Raw genomic sequence first — 25,965 nt, 5'->3', positions numbered from 1 at the left:
GCTCCCGAGCAATGCCGGCGCGGGCTACCAGAGCGGCGCCGGACCGACGAATGCCGTCTATGCAGGCTATTCGCCAGCCAGTACCGTGGTATACCACTTGGCAAGAAGTACCAGACCATGGCGATGCATTTCGATATCACGGATTTCCGGCTGTTCATCAACATCGCGGAAACCAGCAGCCTCACCCGCGGCGCGGAACGCTCGTTCCTCTCCGTGCCGGCCACCAGCAACCGCATCAAGAACCTCGAGGACAACCTCGGCATGCGCCTGCTGGAGCGCTCGCCCCAGGGCGTGACCCTGACCAACGCCGGCAAGACCTACCTGCAGCACGCGCGCATCATCCTCTCCCAGCTGGAGATGCTCACCGGCGACCTGCAGCAGTACGCCGAAGGGCTCAAGGGCCAGCTGCGCCTGCTGGCCAATACCACCGCCATCACCGAGTACCTGCCGCCGGTGGTAGGTGAATACCTCAAGAGCCACCCCGACGTGCACATCGACATGCGCGAGCGCCTCTCCGACGACATCGTGCGCTGCATCCGCGACGGCAGCGCGGACCTGGGCATCGTCTCCGGCAGCGTGGTCACCGACGGCCTGCAGAGCGTGCCGCTGGTGAGCAGCCGGCTGATGGTCATCGCCCCGGAAGGTCACCCGATCCTCAAAGGCGGCGAAGTGCACTTCAAGGAGGCGCTGCAGTACGCCTTCGTCTCCCTGCTCGAAGGCAGCGCCATCCACGTCTTCCTCAGTCGCGCGGCAGCGGCGCTGCACATCCCGCTGACCATCCGCGTGCAGGTCGCCAGTTCCGACGCGATCTTCCGCATGGTGGAAGCCGGCGCCGGCATCGCCATCGTGCCCCAGGCCGGTTTCGAGCGCCTCAAGGGCAGCCAGAAGATCGGCTCCTGCAAGCTGCTCGACCCCTGGGCGGTGCGCACCTTCCAGCTCTGCGCGCAGGATTTCGACGGCCTCTCGGCCTTCGCCCGCGACTTCGCCGACAGCCTGATCGACTGCTACCGCGCGGCTTAATCCTGCGTTAAAGCCGCCTTCCAAAGAGGCCAATTGTCCGCCTCCAACGAGTCTGGGAGCCTTGCAGCACAAGGACGCGCCGCCATCCCGGGCGACCCGCCACCGACAACAACAAGGACCATCGACCATGGCCGAACCACGCTGGAAGAAACGCCCCGAGGGCTCGAACTGGGGCGATTTCGGCCCTGACGACCAGAGGGGACGACTGAACCTGCTGACTCCGGAAAAGGTCCTGCAGGGCGTCGCCGAAGTCCGCGAAGGCCTGGCCTTCTGCCTCAGCCTGCCGCTGGACTACCCGGGCGGCAACGCGATGAACGTCAACCGCCTGCCGCCGATCCTGCGCCCGCTGCTGCGCAAGGGCGGGGTCAACATGAACTACCAGTACCAGTGGATCCAGGAAGGCCGGCCGGACGTGCTCAGCGACGACCTGGCGATCCTCCACCTGCAGTACTCCACGCAGTGGGATGCGCTGTCCCACGTCGGCGCGCTGTTCGACGCCAACGACGACGGCGTACCCGAACCGCTGTACTACAACGGCTTCAGCGCCGGTGGCGACATCGAAGGCCCCAGCGAGCTGGAGGACTGCGGCATCGCCGGGCCGATCAAGCCCCACAGCACTTCCTGCGCCCACGCCCTGGGCATCGAACGGATGGCCGAGACCTGCGTGCAGGGCCGCGGCGTGATGATCGACCTGCACCATCACTACGGCCTGGGCCGCACCCACGTCGGCTACGACGAGCTGATGCGCGTGCTCGAAGCCGACCGCGTGGAAGTGGAAGCCGGCGACCTCGTCTGCCTGCACACCGGCTACGCCGAAGCCCTGCTGGGGATGAACCGCAACCCCGACCCGGCAGAGCTGGAACGCCTCGCCGCGGTGCTCGATGGCAACGACAGCCGCCTGCTGAACTGGATCACCGACAGCAACCTGGTGGCCATCGCCGCCGACAACTACTCGGTGGAAATCTTCCCCGCCGGGCAAGCCGGTGACTGCTGCTCGGTGATGCCGCTGCACCACCACTGCCTGTTCAAGCTCGGCGTGCACCTGGGCGAGCTGTGGCACCTAACGCCGCTGGCCCAGTGGCTGCGCGCCAACGGCCGCAACCGCTTCCTGCTCACCGCCCCGCCGCTGCGCCTGCCCGGCGCCGTGGGCGCGCCGCTCAACCCCATCGCCACTGTCTGACGGAGTCCCACCGTGCCCAAAGAACGCGTACTCATCACCGGAGGCGCCTCCGGTATCGGCGCCGCTATCGCCCAACGCTGCCGCGAGGACGGCTTCGAGCCGGTGATCATCGACCGCATCGGCGACGGCCTGATCGCCGACCTCACCGACACCGCCGCCACTGCTGCCGCGCTGGAACAGGCACTGGTCGACGGGCCGATCACCCGCCTGGTGAACAACGTCGGCATGGTCTGCCCGAACCCGGCGGACGAGCAGAGCTTCGAGGAGCTGGAGCGGGTCTGGGCGCTCAACGTACGCTGCTCGCTGCAGTGCATGCAGGCGCTGCTGCCGGGAATGAAGGAAGCCGGTTTCGGGCGCATCCTCAACATGTCCTCGCGCGCCGCGCTGGGCAAGGAGCTGCGTACCGCCTACGCCGCCACCAAGGCCGGGCTGCTGGGCATGACCCGCGTCTGGGCGCTGGAGCTGGGCCGCCACGGCATCACCGCCAACGCCATCGGCCCGGGGCCGATCCGCACCGAGCTGTTCGAGCGCGCCAACCCGCCGGACAGCCCGCGCACCCAGGCGATCATCGACAGCGTGCCGGTGAAGCGCCTCGGCGTGCCGGACGACATCGCCCAGGCCGCCTCGTTCTTCCTCGATGCACGCGCCGGTTTCGTCACCGGCCAGGTGCTCTACGTCTGCGGCGGCATGACCGTCGGTGTTGCCGCTGTCTGAACCGCCGTCTCAAGCGCTCCCGAAGCGCGCCAGCCCGCACCACACAAGGCCGGCGCGCCCTCTTAACCGGGGGTTAAACGCCCCTTCCGCAGACTGAAATTGTGACCCTCCAGGCGCACTGGCAAGCTGGTTTCCAGGGGCGATGAGGGCTTTCGAAAGCCGCGTCCGTCCGCGATAAAAACGACAAAGGACCCGCAGTCATGATCGACAAGCTTTGCCCCAGTGCCGCCCAGGCGCTGGCCGAGATTCCCGACGGCGCGACCATCGCCGTGGGCGGCTTCGGCGGTGCCGGGATGCCCGAGGACCTGATCGACGCGCTGATCGCCCAGGGCGCGCGCGACCTCACCCTGGTGAGCAACAATGCAGGCCAAGGCGACACCGGCCTGGCCGCCCTGCTCAAGGCCGGCCAGGTACGGCGGATTCTCTGTTCCTACCCGCGCATGGTCGGCTCCCACGTCTTCGAGGAGCTGTATCGCGCCGGCAGGATCGAGCTGGAGATCGTCCCCCAGGGCAACCTCGCCGAACGCCTGCGCGCCGCCGGCTGCGGCATCGGCGGCTTCTTCACCCCCACCGGCTACGGCACCCTGCTGGCCGAGGGCAAGGAAACCCGGCTGATCGACGGCCGCCACTACGTGCTGGAGTCGCCGATCCATGTCGACTACGCGCTGATCAACGCAGAACTCGGCGACCGCTGGGGCAACCTCACCTACCGCAAGACCGCGCGCAACTTCAGCCCGGTGATGGCCATGGCCGCGCGCCACACCATTGCCTCGGTGGGCCGCGTCTGCGCCCTGGGCGAGATCGACCCGGAGCACGTGGTCACCCCCGGCATCTTCGTCAAGCACATCGTGCAGCGCAGCAGCGCCGTCAGCCAGAGCAAGGCAGGTTGAGCATGGACAAACAGACCCGCAACGCCATGGCCACCCGCGTGGCCCGCGACATCCCCGAGGGCGCCTACGTCAACCTCGGCATCGGCCTCCCGACCCTGGTGGCCAACCACCTGCCGGCGGACAAGGACATCTTCCTGCACAGCGAGAACGGCGTGCTCGGCCGCTGGACCGGGGCCAAGCCCGGCGAGGAAGACTGGGACATGATCAACGCCGGCAAGGAGCCCATCTGCCTGGCGCCGGGGGCTGCGTTTTTCCATCACGCCGACTCCTTCGGCATGATGCGCGGCGGCCATCTCGACATCTGCGTGCTCGGCGCCTTCCAGGTCGCCGCCAACGGTGACCTGGCCAACTGGCACACCGGCGCGCCGGACGCCATCCCCGCCGTCGGCGGCGCCATGGACCTGGCCATCGGCGCCAAGCGCATCTTCGTGATGATGGAGCACCTGGCCAAGGACGGCGCGTGCAAGCTCATCGAAAGCTGTACCTACCCGCTCACCGGCATCGGCTGCGTCAGCCGCGTCTACACCGACCTCGCCACCCTGGAGATCACTGCCGAAGGCGTGCAGGTGATCGAGCTGGTGGGCGAGACCACGGCCGAAGCGCTGCAGGCGATCACGCCGATTCCGCTGGACTTCTCCCTGCTGCCCAACCGCCCGGTGCGGGCCCTGAGCCCGAGCGCCGAGCGCGCCCTGGGCAGCTCCGCCTGAGGACGCCACCGTGGGCACCTTCGACCGCGCAAGAGCCTGGGACCAGGGCGATCTGACACAGCTGCTGAGCCTGGAAGACGGCCCGCAGGACACCTTCCGCGCCACCGTCAACGACAGCAACGTCAACGGCCGCGTCTATGCCGGACAACTGCTAGGCCAGGCCCTCTGGGCCGCCGCGCAAACCGTGCCGAACCGCGTACCGAGCACCCTGCAGGCAACCTTCCTGCAGGGCGCCCGCCCCGAGGACGCGCTGGAGTACAAGGTGGAAGCGCTGCAGGATGGCCGGCGTTTTTCCAGCCGGCACATCTACGGCGTACAGGGCACCGCCGTGGTGCTCAGCGCCCACGCGACCTTCCAGCTGCCCGGCGAGAGTGCCGAGGCGGCGCCGCGCCTGGCGGGCGATATCCCTCCGCCGGAAAGCCTGCCGGACCTGCGCGAGCTGGCCGAGCGCTATCCGGGCCAGGGCGAGGCGGTGCAGCTGCGCTTCACCGGGCAACCGCTGCTGGATATCCGCCCGGTTAACCCCGAGGCGTACTTTGGCAACGCCTCGGCGCCGAGCGAAATCGCCTACTGGGTGCGCCTGCTGCAACCGCTGACCGCCGAGGGCTGCCTGCACCATGCGGCACTGGCCTACCTCTCCGACTGCTGGTTCAACGGCGCCCTGGCGCCGCCTGCCAGCGCGGGCGGGCTGCGCCACGGCCACTACGTCGCCAACCTCAATCACACGCTGTGGTTCCATACCCCGGAGCCGGCCTGCGACGACTGGCTGCTGTTCGTCAGCCAGGGCACACGCAGCCTCGCCGGGCGCGGCCTGGCGCTGGCGCACATCTACCGCCGCGACGGCCGCCTGATCGCCAGCATGGCCCAGGACCTGCTGATTTCGCCGAGGACCGACTGAGCGCTTAACCCCGCGCAAAGGCAGGCTTTCGCAAAGGCAAATGGGCGCGCGAAGCAATCTGCCGCATGCTCGTTGCACGAACTGACACCCCGCCCGCCTGGCGGTCAGCTCGCCCAACGGGCACCACCCAAACGCTGCAATCGTGGCCCGCCACGAACCGACACCCAATAACAATAAGGACGGTAATCCCCATGTTCGAATGGTACAAAACCGGCTCCCGGCAGGAGCGCAAGACCTTCTGGGCCTGCTTCTCCGGCTGGGCGCTGGATACCTACGACGCGCAGATGTTCAGCTTCCTGCTGCCGGCGCTGATGGCGGTCTGGCAGATCTCCAAGGGCGAGGCCGGCGTGGTCGGCACCGCCGCGCTGCTCTCCGCCTCCATCGGAGGCTGGATCGCCGGCATCCTCAGCGACCGTTACGGCCGCGTGCGCATCCTGATCTTCACCATCTGCTGGTTCACCCTGTTTGGCTTCATCGCCGGATTCGCCCAGAGCTACGAGCAGATGCTGGTGATCCGCACCCTGCAGGGCCTGGGCTTCGGCGGTGAGTGGGCGGTGGGCGCGGCGCTGATGGCCGAGGTCATCCGTCCGGAACACCGTGGCAAGGCGCTGGGCTTCGTGCAGAGCGGCTTCGCCCTGGGCTGGGCGGGCGCTGCGGTGATCATGACCGGCCTGCTCGCCTGGCTGCCGCAGGACATGGCCTGGCGCGTGGCCTTCTGGGTTGGCGTGATCCCGGCCGGCTTCGTGCTGTTCATCCGCCGCCACGTGAAGGACCCGGAGATCTACCAGCAGGCCACCGCCAACGTGGAAGAGAAGGCTTCGATGCTTTCCGCCTTCCGCCCCGCGGTGATCCGCCTGACCCTGCTTGGCGCGGTACTGGTCACCGGCCTGCAGGCTGCCGCCTACACCATCATGGCCTGGCTGCCGACGCTGATGGTCTCCGAGCGCGGCCTGAAGCCCGGTCCGGTGATCTTCACCATGCTGATCATGTGTGCAGGCGCCTTCGCCGGCTTCATGGTCACCGCCTGGATCGCCGACCGCTACGGCCGCCGCCCCGCCCTGCTGCTGTTCAGCGTCGGTGCGTGGATCTTCACCGTGGTCTACATGCTGGTGCCGATGAGCACCGAGCTGCTGATGGTCATGGCCTTCCCGGTGGGCGCCTTCGCCACCGGCATCTTCGCGGTGCTCGGCCCGTTCCTCAGCGAACTGTTCCCGACCCACGTGCGCACCACCTGCATGGGCTTCTCCTACAACCTGGGCAAGTCCCTCGGCGCGCTGTCCATCGCCGGCGTCGGCGTGCTCTCCGAGAAGATCGGCCTGGCGCAGTCCATCGGCACCTTCTGCCTGGTGGCCTACGCACTCTCCGTCACCGCCGTGCTGCTGCTCCCGGAAACCCGTGGCGTACGCCTGCAGGACGTCGACGCGAAGCTCCTGAACGACGACGACAGCGAGCCCGCCAGTGGCGCGCAGCTGTCCCAGAGCAAACTCTGAAACCCGAGGAATCACCATGCTGTACTGCGTAAGAATGGACGTGAACATTCCCCGTGATATCCCGGCCGAGGAAGTCGAGGCGATCAAGGCCGCCGAGAAGGCCCGGGCCACCGAGATCCAGCGTTCGGGCAAATGGCCGCACCTGTGGCGTGTCGTCGGCCAGTACTCGAACATCAGCGTGTTCGATGTCGAGAGCAACGACGAGCTGCACGCCCTGCTCTCCAGCCTGCCGCTGTTCCCCTACATGACCATGCAGGTCACCCCGCTGGCGAAGCACCCTTCCTCCATCGCCTGACCCCTTCGCCACCTGCTGTACGGCGGCCCGCCCCCCGGGCCGCCGCTTCCCTCCCCCAAAAGAATTCCAGGATGCGGCCAAGCCATGCCCCAGCTGCTGCAAGCGCACGCGCTCGACCTCAGTGAACTGATCCACCCCGGCGACACCGTGCTCTGGGGCCAGGCCAACGCCGAACCCCTGCCGCTGACCGAGGCGCTGATGGCCCAGCGTGCGCGCATCGGCCGCTTCCGGGTGCTGCTCGGCATCGCCAACAGCACCACCTGCCGCCCCGAGCACGCCGAGCATGTCGACCTGCTCGCCTACTGCGGCGCCGGCGCCAACCGCGAACTGGGCAACGCCGGGGTGCTCGACATCCTGCCCTGCCACTACTCGCAGCTGCCGGCGCTGATCGAAAGCGGTGCGCTGCGCATCGACGTCCTGCTGCTGCAACTGGCCCCGGCCGACGCCAACGGCCGCTACAGCCTGGGCATCGCCCACGAATACCTGCTGCCGGCGCTGGAACGGGCGCGGGTGGTCATCGCCGAGGTCAACCGCCAGGCGCCGCGCACCTTCGGCGAACGCACCCTCGGTGCCGAAGACCTCGACGCCATCCTCCACACTGACCGGCCACCGCTGGAGAACCCGCCAGCGCGCATCCGCGAAGCGGATAGCCGCATCGCCGCGCACATCGCCGGGCTGATCGACGACGGCGCCACGTTGCAAATGGGCATCGGTGCCATCCCCGACGCCGTGCTCGGCGCCCTGCGCGACCGCCGTGACCTGGGCGTGCATTCGGGCAGCCTCGGCGACGGCGTGGCGCAACTGATGCAGGCCGGGGTGATCACCAACGCGCGCAAGAACCTCGACCGCGGCGTGACCATCGGCGGCTTGTTGCTGGGCAGCCGGGTGATCCATGACTACGCCCACGACAACCCGAAGATCCAGCTGCGCTCCACGGCCTACACCCACGACGCCGACGTGCTGGCCAACCTGAACCAGTTCGTGGCGATCAATTCCGCGGTGGAGGTGGACCTCAGCGGCCAGGTCAATTCGGAAGTCGCCGCCGGCAGCTACGTCGGCGCAGTAGGCGGCGCGCTGGACTTCCTCCGCGGCGCCGCACGCAGCCGCGGCGGCCTGCCGATCATCGCCCTGCCCTCCACCGCCGGCGCCAGCAGCCGCATCGTCGCCCGGCTCAACGGCCCGGTGACCCTGCCGCGCAGCGATGCCGGGCTGATCGTCACCGAATACGGCGTCGCCGACCTGCGCGGCAAGAGCCTGCGCCAACGCCTGGAATGCATGCTGCAGATCGCCCACCCGCAACATCGGGCGGCGCTGGAGGAGCAACTGTGCACCGTGGCCGGATGTCCGCCCCTGGAATAGGCCGCCTTGAGGTATCCGCCCGCAAGGAAGTGGGCTTGCTGTCCAGGGTGGTCACGCCTGCCAGAGCCCACAGGCAGGCTTGAGCTATGTCGCCTCACGCCCTGCCTGGGCGATATAGCCGATGAACAGGCGGAACAGCTCCGCGTGGCTGGAAATCTCCAGGCGCTGATAAAGGTTGTGCTTGTGCACCTTCACCGTGCCTTCGGATATCCGCAACTCGCGGGCAATGGAGGCATTGCTGTGGCCTTGCAGGAGAAGCTTGGCGATGTAGCGCTGGGCCTCGGTCAACTGGCCGAGGGCGCCGACGAAGGCGCCTTCCAGCTGGCTGTTCACATCGGCTGGCTCTGCCTCGCGTGGCAGCAGGCGGCCGTGCAGTTCCAGCACTGCGCTGATCAGCGGGGTCAAAAGGTGCAGATGGGCAACCTCGGCGCTATCGAAGGGGCCGCGTTCCTGCGCCTTCATCAGGCTGAACACCAGTGCGGTGCGACCCTGCAGGTGGACGATGTAGCCAATCTCGTCGATCTGCGTGCCGTGGCTGGACGACACGCAGGGATGCAAGTCGGGGGAAATGGCGAAGCCGGAGGAAAAGAAGCTGTCCGGTGCCAGTTCGCTCATCCGCCACAGGCCGCCGGGATGAGAGTTCATGCTGGCGACATAGTAGGGATCGAGCAGGTAGCCGCCACGGCTGTAGGCGTCCAGGGTGCGGGCTGCGACCTGGCCGTTGTAGCCGTTGTGCAGCAGTTCGGCGGGACGATCGAAGCGAAACAGGTAGAGGCCGCTCATGTCGAAGCTGACCACACCTTTCAGCAGCGCGCAGAGGCAACGCCCCAGATTGGCACTGCCGACGGCGGCGATCAGCTGCGCTACGGATTCGGCGTCTTGGCTATTCATCTCGGCGCTCCTTCACAAGAGTGCCAGGACAGAAGCGCTCTCAGGCCTGCTCACTGGCGGTACGCAGTCGGGGTCTGTTCGGCAGCATCGTCACGGGCCCTGAATGAGGCCAAGGAGAATACCAGATACAGGCAAACCAGGCGGCGGGCGACTCAGCCGGCAGTCAGTCCTCGTGCATCCATTCGGGCGAACGAAGAACCTTCTTCCCTCTACTGGGTGGTGCCCGGCGGCTGACTTCCCACCGGGCGGCGTCAGCGCCCTTCTCCAGGCTGTCCCCGGTGCTCGCCGTTACAGCAGATTGGCCGAAGCACCATCACCGAGGGGACGCTGGATGCGAGTGTCGAAGCGGGAATGGTCAGGACGCCCGAAGTTGCGCGGCGCTGGCCGCATTACCTGCCAGGCGCCCTGATTTGTTCGCCTTGCCTATGCGCCATTCAGGTTGCCGATGGGAGCGGCAGAAGAGTGGACCTTATCGAACGGCGTCAGGTGCAGCCGCTTGTTGCGGTTCACGAGGTAGTACAGGACGGCGGGAATGACCAGCGCAGGCAGCCACGAGATGTCCGTGCCGACAATGCGATCGATCGGCCCCTTGTAGAACGACAGCTCCATGAAAGGAATCTGCACCACCACGGCAGCGGCGTAGATGGACAGGGTCGTCCAGTTCACCTTGCCGTAGATGCCATTGACGTCATACATCGCCGCCACGCTGTAGCGGCCCTTGCGGATCAGGTAATAGTCGGCGAGGTTGATCGCGCTCCAAGGCACCAGGACATACACCTGGCCGATCAGGATATCGCTGAAGTAGGCACCGAAGTTGTATTGGGCAGCGATGGCGATCCAGGTCACGATGGCCGCGACGATGGCCATGATGATGAACTTGGTCAGCTTGCCGATCCGCGCCGTGCCATTGAAGCCGGTGAAGATCGTCGTGGTGGACATGTACGAGCTGTACAGGTTCATCACGTTCCACTCCAGCACGCCGATGATGATCACGTAGTACGCCAGCTTGCCATATCCGGGGAACAGCCTGGCAATGGCGCTACCGGGATCGGTGATGACGTCCATGGCCGCGCTCGCCATGATGGCGCCCAGCAGCATGACGACGGAGGAACCCACCACGATGCCCAGGTAGCTGTACCAGAAGGTCGAGCGGGTGGATGTGTTTGTCGGCAGGTAGCGCGAGTAGTCGGCCACGTAGGGGCCGGCGCCCAGGGTCCAGGAAGCGGCCTGGGTCACTACCAGGCAGAAGGTGGCGAACTTGAACGTGCTTTCAGATAGCTGCCACACACCCTCCGGCAGCCCGTGCTGCAGGACGATGTAGGCGGCCATCGCGAATATGGCGCCCGAGATGGCGCTCATCCAGACACCGATCCTGTGGATCAGCTCATAGCCCACGAAGCCAACGATCAGCGTGAGTACGCCGAACAGGATGATTGCGTTGTTGTCCGAGACCGGCACCACCGCCTTGATCGAGTCTCGCATCACCACGCCATTGGCCGCGGTGAACAGGATGTACGCCAGAACCACGATGGACAGCGGCAGGCCCGCACCGATCACGCCAAACTGCGCCCGGCTCTGGATCATTTGCGGAATGCCCAGATGCGGGCCTTGTGCGGAGTGCGCGGCCATGAAGATGGAGCCGATCAGGTTGCCCAGGATCAGCCCGATGACGGTCCAGCCAAGGTTCAGCCCCGCCACCACGCCCAGTGCACCGATCACCATCGTGGTGACTTGCATGTTGGCGCTGCACCAGATGGTGAAGAGCCGCTTGGGCGAACCATAACGTTCATTCTCGGGAATGAACTCGACGCTTCTGCTTTCGATTTCCATGTATTGCTCCGTCTCGCCAAGGGTGTTGTAGGTTCTTGTCATTGGCAGTTCAGGGGTTCGAGAGCCGCGCCTTGTTATGGGCTGCTGGCGCGGGCTCGAGTCATTCAGGCCGCGGTGTAGGCGTTATCGACAAACAGGTGCGTGCCGTTGACGAAGCTGGAATCGTCACTGGCCAGGAACAGCGCCGCCGCGGCCACTTCCGCCGGGGCGCACAGGCGCCCCTGCATGCCTTGCAGCATGGCGTCGGAAATCTCGGTGCCGTGTTCGCGCAGCAGGTCCAGCTCGCGGCGTCCGTGGGCGGTGCCGATGAAGCCGGGGCAGATGGCGTTGCTGCGGATGTTGCGGTCGCGGAACTCCACCGAGATGGCGCGGGCGAACATGTGACAGGCGCCCTTGCTGGTGCAATACAGCACTTCCATCGGCGTGCCGACCACGCCGGAGATCGACGAGGTGCAGATCACGCTGCCACCGCCGGCGGCGATCATTCCAGGCAGCACCGCGCGGGTCACCAGGAACATGCTCTTGACGTTGATCGCCATCAGCCGGTCCCAGTCGTCCTCGCTGGTTTCCAGGAACGGGCCGACGTGGATCGTGCCGGCATGGTTCATCAATACCGTGATCGCGCCGAAGCGCCGTTCGACTTGCGTCACGGCTGCCTGGACCTGGCCGGGGTTGGATACGTCGGTGGCAATGAAGCAGGCGCTGGCGCCGCTGGCATTGATGCGCTCGGCCACAGCCACGCCATCGCTGTGCGGCAGGTCGAGGATGGCGACCTTGGCGCCTTCACGGGCAAACAGTTCGGACGCTGCGAGGCCACAGCCGCCAGCGCCCCCGGTGATCAGAGCCACCTTGCCGGTGAGTCGTCCCATGATTTTCTCCTGATTGTTTTTATGGAAAACCGATGGGCCAGAACCTAATGGCAGTCGCCAGGGGCGTCCATATATCGGGGGATATATGAACTTCTATCCTATTGATTCAACTACAGATAAGTCTTTAATCCAGAGACGGACGGGCGGCCTTGGGAACGCGCCTCGGGCCGGCCTGCCCCTGCGTTGGAAGAGCGGATGTCTGCCGCCGAACTCTTGACGGCGAGCAGCCTCGAAACGGGTAAGCGCCTCAGCAGAAGGCCAATGCCCAGACGGTGCTGGACATTGGGCCTCAAGGGCCTGCTTCAGCGCACCCCTTCGCTGCGCAACGCAGCTGGCGTGTAGTCCGAAGAGCTGGCCTGGTAGCTGAAGTCATAGGCCTTGCGCTGCTCGTTGATCAGCCCGGAAGCGATGTACCGGCCGCTTTGCAGGTCGTAGAAGACCTCTGCGGCATTGAGCGGTACCTGGGCGTCGTAGCGGAAGTAGGCATGGGCCTCGCCGACGCGCCAGAGTTCGCCACGGTTGTCGTACTGGTCGACTTCGGCGATCGCCCAGCTGTCTTCGTCGATGAAGAAGTGGCGCTTGGCATAGATGTGCCGGGCGCCGGGCTTCAGCGTGGCGACCACTTCCCAGACGCGGTGCAGTTCGTAGCGGGTGTGGTCCTGGTTGATGTGCCCGGGCTGGATGATGTCCTTGTACTTCAGCGACGGCGAGGCAAGCCGGTAGCTGTTGTAAGGGATGAACAGTTCCTTCTTGCCCACCAGCTTCCACTCGTAACGATCCGGCGCGCCGTTGTACATGTCCAGGTTGTCAGCGGTACGCAACCCGGAGGTGCCGGGGCCGACTGCGTCGTAGGCAACGTCCGGGGCGCGCCTCACGCGGCGCTGGCCGGCGTTGTAGATCCAGCTCTGGCGCGGCTCCTTCACCTGGTCGACGGTCTCGTGGACCAGCAGTACCTCACCGGCCTCGCGGGCGGGCGCGGTGATCTTCTGGAAGTAGTAGAAGAGTACCTGGTCGTTCTGCCCGGGGCGGTAGTCGCTGACCTGATCGCGAAGCGTGAAGCGGCGGTCGGTACTGGTCACGGTGAAATCACCGTTGACTTGCGGCGCCATGCTGTCGGTGGTCACGTTGAAGCTTTTGCCACGATAACGGGTGACGTGGTTCCAGATGACTTCCAGGCCGTCATGCGGTATCGGGAAGGCCACGGCGCCCTGGTAGTTGTCCACGCCGTTGCCATCGTCGATCAGTTGCGTGCTGGCGGCATTGTGCGCCACGGCCTGCTTCAGGTAATCGGCCACGGCCACGCTGCGGTGGCTGGGGTAGACCGGCAGGCGGTAGTCCGGGTAGCGCTTGAGCAGCGCAACCTGGCCGGGACTCAGGTTGGCCTGGTACTGCTGGTAGTTGGCAGCCGTGATGATGAACAGCGGCTTCTCGCCGGCGAACGGATCGCCGAGCTGGCCGTTGCTCTCGACCGGCCCGGCGCTGGCCGCCAGCCCGCCCTGCCAGGCAGGTATGCGGCCATCGGCGCTGGCGGCCTGTTCGGCGCCCACCGGGGTCAGGCGCTGGCCGAGTTGCGCCAGCTCCTGGGGAGCGCCGGCAGCGCCGGCGTCGCCCGCGCCGGCCAGGCAGAACAGCAGGCCGACCTGGAACATGACCTGGAACAATTGTCTGGAAGGAATCATCGCTCGTCTCCGCATCAGAATGTGACGCCCAGGCTCAGCGCCACGAAGTCCCGGTCGGTGCGGATGTTGTAATCCCCGCCGAAATAGTTCGTGTACGACAGGCTGGCGTTGTAGGTGCTCTTGTAGTCGGCATCCAGACCGAAGCTGACGGCCTTGGAACCCTCGACGAAACCGGCGGTTTCGATCGGCCCGTAGCCCTTCACGTCCTGCGACCAGGACAGGCTCGGCTTGAGGTCGATGCCGGCGAAGGCATCGGCGTAGGTCAGCACCGCGCGGGCGCGGTAGCCCCAGGAGAAGCGCGTGGTGAAGCCCTGGTTGGTGCAGTTCCCGGGCGTGGCCGAATTGCCCGTGCACAGCGCGTTATCGTTCAGCGCGCCGCCGCCGAAGGCGATGTTGCGGCCATAGCGCGGCCCGCCGTTGCCCTCCAGGTTGCCGACATAGGTCATGCCCGCCTCCCCCACCAGAAGCAGCTGTTCGGCGCCCAGCACCTGGCTGAACAGGTGCGTGGCAGTGCTCTGCACCTGGGTCACCGGCTTGCGTCGGTAGCCGGTGTTCACCGCGCTGTCGGCAGCAACCATCGCCCCGGACGCCACCAGCGGCGAGCGCGACGGGTCGTTCAGGCTGGCCTGGATGATGTCGATGCCGTTGAACTGCAGCGGCAGGTTCGGCCGGTAGCTGATCTCGCCCTGCAGCGCGGTGCCGGTGGGCAGCGTGGTGGAGAACGTCAGGCCATACAGGCGGATGTCTTCCGGGTACTCCTGGAAGTACTGCGAAGTGCCCAGGCGCAACGCACCGGCCAGCGACTTTCCGGTACTGCTGTTGAGTGCGGCGCCGCAGCTGGCACCCGACAGGCCGAGGCTGGCACAGACCTGCGGGGCGAAGTCGGTGTTGGTCAGGTAGGGGCTGGCCACCGAGCCGACATAGGGCAGCCGGCTGTGGTAGTTCATCAGGTAGGCGGCGAATTCGGTGTCCAGCTCCGGCACGAACCAGCGCAGCGCCAGGCCGAACTGGCCACCGTTGCGCGCATAGCGATCCGGGCCGCGCGGAATCAGGATGCCCTCCTGCTGCAGCGTCACGCCAAACGGGCTCAGCGCGCGCTCCGCCAATGGGTTGCCGGTGAGGTCGCCGCCGACATTGAGCCCGGTGCAGCCATCGGCCAGGTAGTCGCTGATCGAGAAGAAGGTCCCGCAGTTGTCCAGGTCGCTCTGCTGCCAGTCCAGTTGGTAGAACATCTCGCTGGAAAGGTTCTCGGTGAAGCTCTGCGAGAGGTAGAACATGTTCACCGGCACCAGCGCTTCCTTGAGCTCCGAGCCGGGGCGGCGCAGGGCCGAGATGTTCACCGGGTTGACCACGCTGATGCCGCCGGGAATGAAGGTGCTCTCGCCCCAGTTCACCACCTGCTTGCCCAGGCGCACGGAACCCGGCTGCTCGGCGATGTCGTAGCGGTGGTAGACGAAGGCATCCAGCAGCTGCGCCCCGGAGGAGCGGTTGGCCGTGCGCCGCCCGGAGTCCTCGACATCCTTGAAGCGCTGGTCCTCGTCGGCCAGCGCATAGTCATACCAGTAGGTGCCACGCAGGAAGACGCCGCTGTCGGCGTACTTCAGCTCCAGGTCGTGGGTGCCCTTGAGCAGCTTGGAAAAGGCGTCACCGGCCTCATAGTTGCGCCGCCCGTCATCGACGCTGGCAACGTGCAACAGACGCGAATCGGGATTCTGCGTCGACCAGCCGGCGCCGATCGACAGCGCGCTGTCGAACTGGCCGTCGATCTCGCCGAGCTGGAAGTTCAGCGCCAGCGCCGGTTCGACCAGCGCCAGGGAAATAGCCAGGCCCAGGCAGGCACGGCGGAAGTGTCTGGGGATTCTTATTGTTGTCATTCTCGTCACTCCGGGAGCATTGGAGGCCGGCGCAAGGCAAGCCGATAGCCTTCAGGCCACGCGGGCGTGGCCGTCGGATTCAGGGGACAGGGAAACGGGCGTCAGGACGCCGGGCTGGGCGTACTTACAGGCTGGTCTGCTCCAGCGAGCGGCCGCGGGTGCGCGGGCCGAACAGCGCGATGACCAGCATGGCCACCAGCATGGCGCCGCAGATCAGCCCCAGGGCTCCTGGTACACCGCCATGCTTGAGCGCGGCAGCGATCAGAAAGCCACTGAGCGCGCCGCCCAGACGGCCCACGGCGATCACGAAGCCAGTGGCCAGGGCGCGATTGCGGGTGGGATAAAGCTCGGTCTGGTAAGTGTGCACGACCATCGGCACCACGGTTGCGCCCAGCGAGATCAGCGAGCCGGCGAGTATCAGTGGCAGCATGCTGCTCAGGCCGAGGAACGCCAGGCCACCTATGATCACCAGACTGCCGGCTGCCAGCAGCTGCCACTTGCGCTCGACACGGTCGGCGAAGAAGAACGCCAGCAGCGGGCCGAAAGGCGTCACGCAGGAAATCGCCAGGCCGTACTCCAGGCTGCGCGCAAGCTGCACGCCCTGCTCGACGAGGAAGGTCGGCATCCAGTTGGAAAAACCGAACAGCGCGATTCCCATCGCCGCCTGGCACACCAGCAGCATCAACGTGCGGCCGCGGTAGCGGGCGCTCCATATCTCGGTGAAACGCACCGACTCGCGGCGCGGCACCTCGGCGCCCTGCTCCACCGACGACAAGGGTGCGCCGGCCTCCCGGGCGACCTTGGCTTCCAGCGCCTGGATGATCGCCTCGGCCTCATCCAGGCGACCACGGCTGGCCAGCCAGCGCGGGCTCTCCGGCAGGCGCCGGCGCAGGTACCAGACCCACAGTGCACCGCAGGCGCCAATCCAGAACACCCAGCGCCAGCCGTCCTGCCCGAGCACGCGGGTCGGCACCAGGCAGTAGGCGACCAGCGCAACGACCGGCACCGCAAGGAAGCTGCACAGACGCAGGATGGCAAAGGCACGGCCACGAATACGCGCCGGCACCAGCTCGCTCAGGTAGGTGTCGATGGTGACCACCTCCACTCCCAGGCACAGCCCGGCCAGCAGGCGCCAGAAGTTCAGCGCGTGGGCGTCTGTCTGCAGCGCCATGATGGCAGTGGCCAGCGAATAGCCCAGCAAGGCGCAGGTGAACACGCTGCGGCGGCCGAAGCGGTCAGCCACCTGGCCGAACAGCAGCACGCCGAGGAACATGCCAACGAAGGTCGCAGCGATATAGCTGGCCGCGCCGGTCATGCCGAAGAAGCCTTCAGTGGTGCTGGTGAGAATGCCGGCCTGGATCAGGCCGGGCATGACGTAGGCGGTAGAGAAGATCTCGTAGAACTCGAAGAACGAACCCAGCGCCAGCAATAGCACCAACGCCCACACCGAGCGCGTCGCCGGCAAGCGGTCGAGCCGCGCGGCGATAGCGCCAGAACCGGCGCCTTCACGCTGGCATGGCGTGCTGTCGGTGGCATAGCAAAGAACCTGGTCACGCATGGCAGTACTCCTGCTCTCTTATTGTTCTCATGCACGCATCGGCCCGCAGGCCGGGCCGGCGCGCCCGCAGAGGACGCGCCGGTCAGAACGCTAGGCGCGGCACAGCGCCAGCAACGGCTCCAGCGAACTCACCCGGTCCAGGTTCAGCACCTGCTCGGCAAGCTGTTTGGCAGCCTCGCGGCTGATGGCACGGCTGGCATTGGCGAAGAACTTCTCTTCGATCTGCGCACGGGTCAGCGGCCGTTCCGGCGTGCCCAGGCTGGTCGGCTGGCGGCACTGGATGACCCGGCCGTCCTTCAGGTGAACGCGCACCTCGCCGGGGAAATGCCGGGGGAAGTCGCTCGCCGGGTCATCCAGCACGTGCACCTTGTCGGCCAGGGCCAGCACCTGCGGATCGTTCAGCGGCTCGTCGTAGAAGTTGCCGAGGTCGACACGCCCCTTGAGCAGCGCCAGCGCGACCACGTAGTGCACGCTGAACAACGCGGCATAGACGGTCGGCGGGCGCACGCAGCGCTCGCGCGGCGCACCCACCAGCGGGTGCAGCATCGCCGTCAGCGGGCATTCGATGCGCTCGATGTCGTCCAGCTCGAACTGTCCGCGCAGCGACAGCGCCGCATCGACGAAACCATGCAGGAAATGGCAGCAGGGATACGGCTTGAGCGCGATGCCCAGGCTCTGCCACTGCTCCCCCAGCGCATGGGCGGGCGAGCGTTCGCCGCTCGGCACCGTCTGCACGTGGGTCGCGTAGAAGCCGCGCGCGCCCTCCAGCACGGTGTTCGGCCCGAGGAAGCCGGCCTGCGCCAGCGCCACCGCACTCAAGCCGCCGTGCGCAGCCCAGCCCGGATGCAGGCGCTTGAGCCAGGACTCGCCGACTTCGAGGATGCCTGCCGCCATGCTGCCGCACAGGCCCAGCGCCGACACCATCTGCGCATGATCGAGCCGATTCAGGTAGCCCGCCGCGGCTGCCGCGGCAAAGGTGCCGCACAGCGCCGTCGGGTGGAAGCCACGGCCATGCAGCTGACCGGCAGCGGCGCTACCCAGGCGGCAGCCGATTTCCAGGGCGATGATGAAAGCGGTCAGCACCTCCCGGCCGCTGGCACCGCTGGCCTGGCCAGCCGCCAGGGCAGCGGCCATTGCCGGCGCACTGGCGTGGTAGATCGCACCGATGTGGGTGTCGTCGAAATCCAGGCAGTGCGCGAGGATGCCGTTGGCCAGGGCCGCCGAAGTCGCCGGCAGGCGCTCACTGCTGCCCAGCAGGCTGGCCTGGTCGCCATTCCCCAGGGCGCGTACGCCCCTGATGGCGGCGCGGCCGAAGTCGAAGCTCGACGAGGCCAGGGCGATGCCCAGCACATCCAGCAGGTGTTCCTTGGCCAGGGTCTGGACGGCAGCAGGGACTGCGTCCAGGTCCAGATGAAGGGCGAAGTCGGCAATGCGCTCGGAGTCGGTCGGCGAGGTCGGCGCGGTATGCAAGCTCATGGGGTTCTCCTTTTTGTATTCGGTGCGGGTCAGGGAATCTCGATATCCAGCAGCGGTGCATGCTGCTGGGCGCCGAAGGTGTCGCGCTCGCCGATACCGCCCTGCCGGCCAGGGCGCACGAGGGTGAATTTGAAGGCCAGGGCCGGCTCGAAGAACATGAAGCTGACCATTTCCTGCGGATCGACCTGATACAGCTCGCCGATCAGTTGCGGCGTCAGCACCCCGCTATCGCGGACTCGCTGGTAATCCGCCCGCTCGGCGAAGATGACGTCGAAGGTGATCTCGAAAGGCCCGGCGTTCTTGCTGCGAATCACCTGGGCCAGATGCCTCAAGGCAGTCATGCGCGGGCCTCCACGATGCGATAGGGGAACAGCTCCTGCGGCGAGTCCAGCTCCATCAGGTGATAGAGCGAGAAACGGCACACCGGCCCCAGCGGGTTCTCCGGCGGGTTCAACGGAATGGCAAAGTTGCCGCCGGTGGCCAACTGCCCCGGATAGGGCATGTGCAGCATGGCAATACGCGCAGTGCTGCAGATGGCGTTGGCCAGCGCCTGGGTCGGCGCGGTGACTTCGCCCAGCACACCGATCTCGTGCGGGTCGTGCTGACGCAGCGGCTCGCGCTCGCCCATCACTGCGTGCTTGCCGTAGACGTGGAAGTTCAGCTGCGCCTCGCCGGTCGCCATCTGCGGGTAGAAGCCATGCAGGTAGTGGCGGATCGAACCCAGCGCGGCATCGATCATGCCGATCAGGATCGGGTCCCGCACGCCGCCGATGAAGATCGTCCGGTAGCCCTCCAGCGCCGCGCCTTCGAGCTTGACCTGGTAGGTTGGCGAGGGGCGGAACACGCTGCCACTGACGCGCACCCGGCGTTCATCGAGCGCCTCGTAGCGGGAGTTCCCCAGGTCCAGTACCCCACCTGGGCCGGGCAACAGGTCCGGGCGACTCTTCTCGTACAGGGTGTGTGCAGCCACCGAGGTGGGCGTGCAGCGCGCCGCAGGGTTCATCGGCTCCAGGTCGAAGCTGTCGGCGCGTACCGTGGCAAGGATTACCTTGCCCTTGGGTTCGGCGCAGACGCCGCCGCACTCCATGATCTTGCCCATGTGCCAGTAGATGCCCGGCTCGATGCCGTGGAGCATGCAAAAGGCCGCGAACGGCGCCGGATCGTAGGCGCGCCCGGCCACCACCACGTCGACATCCGGGTGTTCGCGCAGCACCCGCAGGATCGGCTCGGCGCCCATCTGCGCAACGATCCGCACCGACTGGTCGATATCCTCCTGGGTCAACCCCGGCGCCGACGCGCACGGCTCGATGCGCCCGGCAGCAAAGCGCTCGCTGACCAGGGCCGCGTCGACATCGGCGTAGATGGCGGCGATCTTCGGCTGGTACGCCAGCTGGCCGGCGATCTCCTGGATCATCCGCACCATGTCATCGACCTGCTCGGCAGTACCGGGGCCGCCGGCCGAGCTGATCAGCAGCGGCACGCCGTGCGCCCGGCAACCCTTGAGTAGGATGCGCAGGTCACGGGCGTAGGCCTCGGGCTTGGCCAGGGTTTCGCCCAACCCGAGCTGGTAAGGCCCCGGATCGGTCGAACCGGAATCGACGATCACCACCTGCGCGCCGGCTTCAAGCCCAGCCTCGAAGTCGCCCTCGGGGACGCCGTAGCCCAGCATGCCGATGGGCGTGAGAATCCTGATTTCCTTCATCGTCGGCGCCCTCAGCTGTAGCGGCGCCAGTCGCGCGCTGCCGGCCGTTCCAGGCCCAGGGTGTCGCGCAGCGTCTCGCCCGGATAAGCCTTGCGGTAGAGGCCGCGGCGTTGCAGTTCCGGCACCACCAGGCGGACGAACTCTTCATAGGTGCCCGGCATCGAGGTGGCCTGCAGGACGAAACCGTCGCAGCAGCTCTCGAACCATTCCTGCATCTGGTCGGCGACCTGCGTCGGCGTGCCGATGAAGGCCGGGCCTTCCTTGATGGTGCCGCGCCCGCTGCACTCGACGAAGTCGCGCACCGAGGGGTTCTTCTTGCCGCTCACGCGGATCACCTGGTCGCGCAGGCTGTGCCAGGACACCGCGGCGAGCTCCTCATCACTGAAAGGCTGCTCGTAGGGACGGCTGGAGAAGTCGACATTGAGCACTTCGCACAGCAGCGCCAAGGCGTCGATAGGCTTGCCCATGCTGCCGGCGTACTCGTACTTCTCCCGCGCCAGAGCCTCGCTCTCGGCGACGAAGACCTTCACCGCCGGGGCGATCTTCACGCTTGCCGGGTCACGACCGGCCGCTTCGGCAGCGCCCTTGAGGTGGGCGTACTGCTTCTTGCCGATCTCCAGGTTCGGGTAGGCGGCGAACACCAGCTCGGCCCAGCGCGCGGCGAAGGCCATGCCGCGGCCACTCTGCCCGGCCTGCAGGATCACCGGGTTGCCCTGGCGCGAACGCGGCACGGTGAACGGCCCGCGGGACTTGTAGAAGCGCCCGGCGTGATCCAGGCGATGAACCTTCTGCGGATCGGCGAAGCGGTCGCCCTGCTTGTCGAGGATCAGCGCGCCGTCTTCCCAGCTATCCCAATGCCCCATCACCACTTCGAGGAATTCGTCGGCGCGGTCGTAGCGCAGGTCGTGCTCTTCGTGGGCGTCGCGGCCGAAGTTCTCCGCTTCCGAATCGTTGAGCGAAGTGACCACGTTCCAGGCCACCCGGCCCTTGGTCATCAGGTCGAGGGTGGCGAACAGGCGCGCCACATGGAAAGGCTCGTAGTAGGTGGTCGAGCAGGTCGCGCCCAGGCCCAGCTTGCGGGTCACCGCGGCCATCGCCATCAGCACCGGGGTCGGGTCGAGCTTCACCGCGCGGATGCCGTGCGCCACCGTCTCGCGGTGATCGGCACCGTAGATGTCGGGCATCGCCAGGCGATCGTCGAAGAACGCCATGTCGAACAGACCGTCTTCCAGGGTGCGGGCGATGCGCTGGTAGTACTCCGGCTCCATGAAGTCGTTCATGGTCGCCGGGTGGCGCCAGGAGCCGACATAATTCGAGCAATTCTGGGCCTGCATGAAGGCGACCATGCTGATCTGGCGCGGCACTTCGGAACTCATCTGATAGCTCTCCAACGGTAGCGGGCTGCCTGTGGCGGCCCTGGGGTCGGCGCTATCTTTGGGGAGCATCCGGGGATTGAACAAATCACCTTCTGCGATAGACTTATTGGCAACGCCAATAAATACAAGAACCGCGCATGACTCGCCCGACCTCTGCTTCTGCCGCTGAACCTGTCTCCGCGATGGGCATCAAGCTGTCCGAACTCGAAACCTTCCTCGCCGTTGCCGAAACCGGCAGCTTCAGCCTCGCCGCGCAGCGCCTGCACGTCACCCAGCCCTCGATCACCAGTCGCGTGCAGCGCCTGGAGGCGATCCTGGGTTGCAAGCTGCTGGAGCGCACTACGCGCAAGGTCGGGCTGACCGACGCCGGCCAGCGCCTGGCCGATGAAGCGTCCATCGCCCTGCGCGGACTGCTGCGGCTGATCGACGATTTCCGTCAGCAGGCCAACGAAGCCCGGCTGCGCGTACGCGTTGCCGCCACCCCTACCCTGGCGGCACGCAGCCTGCCGTCGGTGATCCGCGCCTACAGCGAGCGCTATCCGCAAGTACAGGTGGAACTGCTCGACCTGCAGTACACCGACGCGCTGGACGCACTGGATGCCGGTAGCGCCGACTTCCTGGTCGCGGCGTTCGACGAGCGGGCAGAACCCTACCCGCGCAAGCTGCTGTGGAGCGGCGAAATGGTCCTGGTCGCACCGTCGAACCATCCGCTGGCGCGGCACGCCAGCGTGGCGCCGGAGGTGCTGGTCGACTACCCGCTGACGCTCATCGAGCAGTACCAGCCGACCCGCGCGCGTATCGACGAGCGCCTGCAGGAGCTGGGGCTGTCGATGCCGCCGGCAAAGATCGTCAGCAACCTGAACACCCTGGTCGGGCTCCTCGATGCCGGCATGGGCGTGACCCTTCTGCCGCGCCTGATCGCCCTCAGCGGCAGTGCCGCGGAGCACAGGATCATCAGCCTGAAGGGGCTGGAGCTGCACCGCGATTTTGGCCTGGTGTTCCCCCGCAAGGGCGAGCCAAGCCAAGCCACCCAGGCGTTCTGCGAGTTCCTCGAGCGCAATCTGAAACCGGAAACCGTTGCCCGGCAGATCAGCAGCTAGATCGATATATTCGCGATTTCTATAAGCCGATTGGATTTGATGAATTGTTGGGCCAGCCGCGCGCTCCCTAGACTTTTCCGGCAGCAATCAGGCCACCGGAGAACGCCCGCCAATGACCATCGCCAATGCCCCCTTCGACTCCCGCCAGCTCCGTGACGTACTGGGCACCTTCGTGACTGGGGTGACCGTGATCACCACACGCGACGCCGCCGGTATAGCCCACGGTGTTACCGCCAACTCCTTCAGCTCGGTGTCCCTGGACCCGCCGCTGGTGCTCTGGAGCCAGGCGCTGTCCTCGCGCAGCTACTCGGCCTTCCAGGCCGGCACGCATTTCACGATCAACATCCTTGCCCAGGACCAGGTGGCGCTGTCCAACCACTTCGCCCAGTCCAGGGATGACAAGTTCGCCGGCATAGAGTTGCTCGACGGCGCGCATGCAGCGCCGGTACTGGCCGACACCACGGCCTACCTGGAGTGCGAGAAAGTCGCCCAATACCCCGGCGGTGACCACGTCATCTACCTGGGCCGGGTCCTGCGCATCGGCCATAGCGACCGCGAGCCGCTGGCCTTCGGCTCGGGCCGCTACCTGGCTACCCGCAGCCACGATCCGGCTGCCGGCCTGCGCGCCAGCCGCAGCGCCTCGGCATGAGCCTTCAGGCGGCGGCGGAACAACGCGGCATTCCCTGTGTGCTCATGCGCGGCGGCACCAGCAAGGCGCTGTTCTTTCACGAACACCACCTGCCCGCCGCGGAGCCCGCTCGCGATGCGCTACTCAAGCGCATCATGGGCAGCCCGGACCCTCTGCAGATCGACGGCCTGGGCGGCTCGCGCCTGGTCACCTCCAAGGTCGCCATCATTCGCCCGTCCTCGCGCGAGGATGCCGACGTCGACTACCTGTTCGCCCAGGTCGACATCGAGCGCGACCTGATCGGCTACAGCGCGAACTGCGGCAACATCTCGGCGGCGGTGGGACCTTTCGCCATCGACGAAGGCCTGGTCGAGGCACGCGAGCCGCTGACCACCGTGCGCATCTACAACCGCAACACCGACAGCATCCTGGTCGCCCAGGTCCCGGTGCAGGCTGGCAAGGCGCAGGTCAGCGGTGACTGCGTGATCGCCGGCGTGCCGGGCAGCGGTGCCGGAATATTGCTGGACTATACCGGCACCGTTGGCGCTACCACTGGCCACCTATTGCCGACGGGCCAGCCGAGCGAAACGTTGCTGCTGGAGAACGGAGAGTCCATCGAGATCACCCTCTGCGACGCCGGCAACCCCTGCGTGATGGTCGCTGCGGCCGATCTCGGCCTGGAAGGCAGCGAGTCACCCGACGCGATCAGTGCCAACCCGCAACTCATCCAGCGCATGGCCGAAATACAGGCCAAGGCAGGTCAGCGCCTGGGCTTCTGGGATGATTGGCGCAGCCAGGATCGACCGGGCCTCCCGCTGCTGCTGAGCCTCGCCGAACCGGCCAGCTTTCATGACAGCTGTGGCGAGCCTCATCCGGCTTCGAGCATGGACGTGCGCGCACGCCTCATCTTCCTTGGCAAATGCCACGACAGCCTCGCGGCCACCGGCGCAATCTGCCTGGCGGCAGCGTCGCGGATCAGCGGATCGATCGCCCACGGACTGTCCCGCCATGAGCCCGCATCACAGCAGCTGAGAATCGGCCATCCACTGGGTGTCATGGAGGTAGGGGTCTCATTGGCTTCAGTCAACGGCAGCCCGGAATTCAGCCTGCTCGGCTTCCGCCGCACGGCACGCTGCCTGATGGCGGGCGTGGCCTTTGTACCCTGAGTAGTTGTATCTGGCCTCACGATTCCACCAGAAAGGAAAGCTGTCGTGGGCAACGGCAGCTTCCGGTCAGAAACGGAAGCGTGGATGAAAGAGGCTCAGTTCTCTCGACAGTGCCGCATTATTCTTTTCAGCTCGCTTAGTGCATCGCTGAAGTCGCTCAAAGCGAAACTTACTGGCTTGCTGTCGGCGATCCAGCGTGTTGATACCCCTACCTCCAAACCGCCCGACGCGCTCCAGCCAAAGCGGCGCCAGTGAAGTTTTCCTCCCTCGATGACCTGCTCTGTCATCAGCACAGTGCAATCAAAATCCATATCGTCGCTGCATACCAGCAGCGGGACTAAGGTGGATGTACCATCCTCGCCCGGGGCAAAACGGCGCTCAGCGAGGGCGTCCTCCTCTTCGTCCAGTAGCCACATTAGCGACAATCCGAGCTTCGAGACCTCTGGGTCATCGATATGGCCCGCCATCCATTGCTCGATTGGTACCTCATCGATAGCAAGCCAGGCGCAGGGGCCTTTGGAAAAGCCTGCTTTGTGGCAGATGGCCCGAATTTGATGAAGCATTGAACGCTCCCTGGTTCTGTCCTGATTACACGGCAGGATTTAACACTACTCGCGATGTCTAAACACCATTTTCGAAGATGTCCGCTTTGGATCGGTAGCGGACTCTCGCCAGGGGCGATAAGTACCCCACCTTCACGTAGAACCAGTCAGCCTTACGTAGATCCATTCAGGCAAAAAATACTGTAGTTAATTGATTTACATGAATTTACACCCATACAAAAAGACTGCCGCAGATTTCTCCAGGCAATAAAAAAGCCGCCTCGTGGGCGGCTTTTTTTCAGGGATGGCGGGGATCAGGCCATCGCTTCCTGGGGTTTGCCCAGCAGGCGGTCGATGACCACCATCACGGCCAGCATGGCGACCGAGGGGATCAGCCAGGCGAGGCCCTGTTCGGCCAGCGGCAGGTGTTCCATCCAGGCCGGCGTCCAGGCGTCGAGCTTGGCGCCCTTCAGCGCATCGATGATGCCGAAGACGAAGGAGATCACCATCACCGGGGCGACAATGCGGGTCTGCGAACGCCACAGGCTGGCGCAGAAGCTCAGCGCCACCAGCACGATGCACGGCGGGTAGATGGCGGTCAGTACCGGGATCGAGAACTGGATGAGCTTGGTCAGGCCCAGGTTCGATACCAGCAGCGAGAAGCCGGCGAGGATCACCACCAGGCTGCGGTACGACAGCGGCACGATGCGGCAGAAGTACT

At 66.1% G+C, this 25,965-nt stretch carries 24 protein-coding genes; 12 read left to right on the top strand and 12 right to left on the bottom strand.

Annotation, left to right across the window (positions count from 1 at the left end):
* The first annotated feature begins 117 nt into the window (after positions 1–117).
* The 9 genes from QO207_RS26985 (at position 118) to QO207_RS26945 (ending at position 8,553) form a co-directional block, all read left to right on the top strand.
* Positions 118–1,020 carry a LysR substrate-binding domain-containing protein gene (locus tag QO207_RS26985; RefSeq protein ID WP_301535324.1) on the top strand — a complete coding sequence of 301 codons (903 nt, stop codon included), beginning with the start codon at positions 118–120 and terminating at the stop codon, positions 1,018–1,020.
* Positions 1,021–1,147: 127 nt separating this feature from the next.
* Positions 1,148–2,200 (top strand): cyclase family protein, encoded by a 1,053-nt coding sequence (locus QO207_RS26980; RefSeq protein WP_301535323.1) that lies wholly within the window; start codon positions 1,148–1,150, stop codon positions 2,198–2,200.
* Between the two features lie 12 nt (positions 2,201–2,212).
* Positions 2,213–2,914 (top strand): SDR family oxidoreductase, encoded by a 702-nt coding sequence (locus QO207_RS26975; RefSeq protein ID WP_301535322.1) that lies wholly within the window; start codon positions 2,213–2,215, stop codon positions 2,912–2,914.
* 200 nt (positions 2,915–3,114) lie between these two features.
* Positions 3,115–3,804 (top strand): 3-oxoacid CoA-transferase subunit A, encoded by a 690-nt coding sequence (locus tag QO207_RS26970; RefSeq protein ID WP_301535321.1) that lies wholly within the window; start codon positions 3,115–3,117, stop codon positions 3,802–3,804.
* Between the two features lie 2 nt (positions 3,805–3,806).
* Complete coding sequence (locus QO207_RS26965; RefSeq protein WP_301535320.1) at positions 3,807–4,511, top strand: 3-oxoacid CoA-transferase subunit B; 705 nt, start codon at positions 3,807–3,809, stop codon at positions 4,509–4,511.
* A 10-nt stretch (positions 4,512–4,521) separates the two neighbouring features.
* Complete coding sequence (locus tag QO207_RS26960) at positions 4,522–5,409, top strand: acyl-CoA thioesterase II (protein ID WP_301535319.1); 888 nt, start codon at positions 4,522–4,524, stop codon at positions 5,407–5,409.
* Positions 5,410–5,600: 191 nt separating this feature from the next.
* Positions 5,601–6,899, top strand: coding sequence for an MFS transporter (locus tag QO207_RS26955; protein WP_301535318.1), 1,299 nt, complete (start codon positions 5,601–5,603; stop codon positions 6,897–6,899).
* A 16-nt stretch (positions 6,900–6,915) separates the two neighbouring features.
* Positions 6,916–7,194 (top strand): muconolactone Delta-isomerase, encoded by a 279-nt coding sequence (gene catC / locus QO207_RS26950; protein WP_301535317.1) that lies wholly within the window; start codon positions 6,916–6,918, stop codon positions 7,192–7,194.
* A gap of 84 nt (positions 7,195–7,278) precedes the next feature.
* Complete coding sequence (locus tag QO207_RS26945; RefSeq protein ID WP_301535316.1) at positions 7,279–8,553, top strand: acetyl-CoA hydrolase/transferase family protein; 1,275 nt, start codon at positions 7,279–7,281, stop codon at positions 8,551–8,553.
* A gap of 84 nt (positions 8,554–8,637) precedes the next feature.
* On the opposite strand, the gene QO207_RS26940 is transcribed toward QO207_RS26945, so the two are convergent.
* The 10 genes from QO207_RS26940 to QO207_RS26895 form a co-directional block, all read right to left on the bottom strand.
* Positions 8,638–9,444: a helix-turn-helix transcriptional regulator gene (locus tag QO207_RS26940; RefSeq protein WP_301535315.1), complete on the bottom strand. Its 807-nt coding sequence runs from the start codon at positions 9,442–9,444 to the stop codon at positions 8,638–8,640.
* A gap of 423 nt (positions 9,445–9,867) precedes the next feature.
* Positions 9,868–11,274: a cytosine permease gene (locus QO207_RS26935; protein ID WP_301535314.1), complete on the bottom strand. Its 1,407-nt coding sequence runs from the start codon at positions 11,272–11,274 to the stop codon at positions 9,868–9,870.
* A 104-nt stretch (positions 11,275–11,378) separates the two neighbouring features.
* Positions 11,379–12,143, bottom strand: a complete 765-nt coding sequence (locus QO207_RS26930) for an SDR family NAD(P)-dependent oxidoreductase (protein ID WP_301535313.1) — start codon at positions 12,141–12,143, stop codon at positions 11,379–11,381.
* 302 nt (positions 12,144–12,445) lie between these two features.
* Complete coding sequence (locus tag QO207_RS26925) at positions 12,446–13,792, bottom strand: DUF1329 domain-containing protein (RefSeq protein WP_301535346.1); 1,347 nt, start codon at positions 13,790–13,792, stop codon at positions 12,446–12,448.
* A gap of 44 nt (positions 13,793–13,836) precedes the next feature.
* Positions 13,837–15,696 carry a DUF1302 domain-containing protein gene (locus tag QO207_RS26920; protein ID WP_301535312.1) on the bottom strand — a complete coding sequence of 620 codons (1,860 nt, stop codon included), beginning with the start codon at positions 15,694–15,696 and terminating at the stop codon, positions 13,837–13,839.
* Positions 15,697–15,820: 124 nt separating this feature from the next.
* Positions 15,821–17,254, bottom strand: coding sequence for an MFS transporter (locus QO207_RS26915; protein WP_301535311.1), 1,434 nt, complete (start codon positions 17,252–17,254; stop codon positions 15,821–15,823).
* Between the two features lie 90 nt (positions 17,255–17,344).
* Positions 17,345–18,730, bottom strand: coding sequence for an MmgE/PrpD family protein (locus QO207_RS26910; RefSeq protein WP_301535310.1), 1,386 nt, complete (start codon positions 18,728–18,730; stop codon positions 17,345–17,347).
* A 29-nt stretch (positions 18,731–18,759) separates the two neighbouring features.
* Positions 18,760–19,071, bottom strand: coding sequence for a DUF4387 domain-containing protein (locus QO207_RS26905; protein ID WP_301535309.1), 312 nt, complete (start codon positions 19,069–19,071; stop codon positions 18,760–18,762).
* Positions 19,068–20,432, bottom strand: a complete 1,365-nt coding sequence (locus tag QO207_RS26900; RefSeq protein ID WP_301535308.1) for an acyclic terpene utilization AtuA family protein — start codon at positions 20,430–20,432, stop codon at positions 19,068–19,070. The genes QO207_RS26905 and QO207_RS26900 overlap by 4 nt, the downstream gene beginning before the upstream one ends.
* A gap of 11 nt (positions 20,433–20,443) precedes the next feature.
* Positions 20,444–21,808, bottom strand: a complete 1,365-nt coding sequence (locus tag QO207_RS26895) for an LLM class flavin-dependent oxidoreductase (RefSeq protein WP_301535307.1) — start codon at positions 21,806–21,808, stop codon at positions 20,444–20,446.
* A gap of 137 nt (positions 21,809–21,945) precedes the next feature.
* On the opposite strand from QO207_RS26895, the gene QO207_RS26890 reads away from it, so the two are divergent.
* The 3 genes from QO207_RS26890 to QO207_RS26880 all read left to right on the top strand — a co-directional run bounded on the left by QO207_RS26890 (position 21,946) and on the right by QO207_RS26880 (position 24,702).
* Positions 21,946–22,908, top strand: a complete 963-nt coding sequence (locus tag QO207_RS26890; protein ID WP_301535306.1) for a LysR family transcriptional regulator — start codon at positions 21,946–21,948, stop codon at positions 22,906–22,908.
* Between the two features lie 112 nt (positions 22,909–23,020).
* Positions 23,021–23,557 (top strand): flavin reductase family protein, encoded by a 537-nt coding sequence (locus QO207_RS26885; protein WP_301535305.1) that lies wholly within the window; start codon positions 23,021–23,023, stop codon positions 23,555–23,557.
* Positions 23,554–24,702 (top strand): 2-methylaconitate cis-trans isomerase PrpF family protein, encoded by a 1,149-nt coding sequence (locus QO207_RS26880; RefSeq protein WP_301535304.1) that lies wholly within the window; start codon positions 23,554–23,556, stop codon positions 24,700–24,702. The genes QO207_RS26885 and QO207_RS26880 overlap by 4 nt, the downstream gene beginning before the upstream one ends.
* Positions 24,703–24,797: 95 nt before the next feature.
* Here the strand turns inward: QO207_RS26880 and QO207_RS26875 are convergent, their stop codons facing one another.
* Positions 24,798–25,265: a hypothetical protein gene (locus tag QO207_RS26875; protein ID WP_301535303.1), complete on the bottom strand. Its 468-nt coding sequence runs from the start codon at positions 25,263–25,265 to the stop codon at positions 24,798–24,800.
* Positions 25,266–25,558: 293 nt separating this feature from the next.
* Positions 25,559–25,965 (bottom strand): branched-chain amino acid transport system II carrier protein (locus tag QO207_RS26870; protein WP_301535302.1); only part of this gene is annotated, 407 nt, incomplete at its 5' end.

The organism is Pseudomonas sp. CAN1 (genome assembly GCF_030462585.1).
In the GTDB taxonomy this organism is placed as follows: Bacteria; Pseudomonadota; Gammaproteobacteria; order Pseudomonadales; family Pseudomonadaceae; genus Pseudomonas.
Note: the sequence above shows the minus strand (reverse complement) of the source record. Positions and strands in the feature narration are given on the sequence as shown.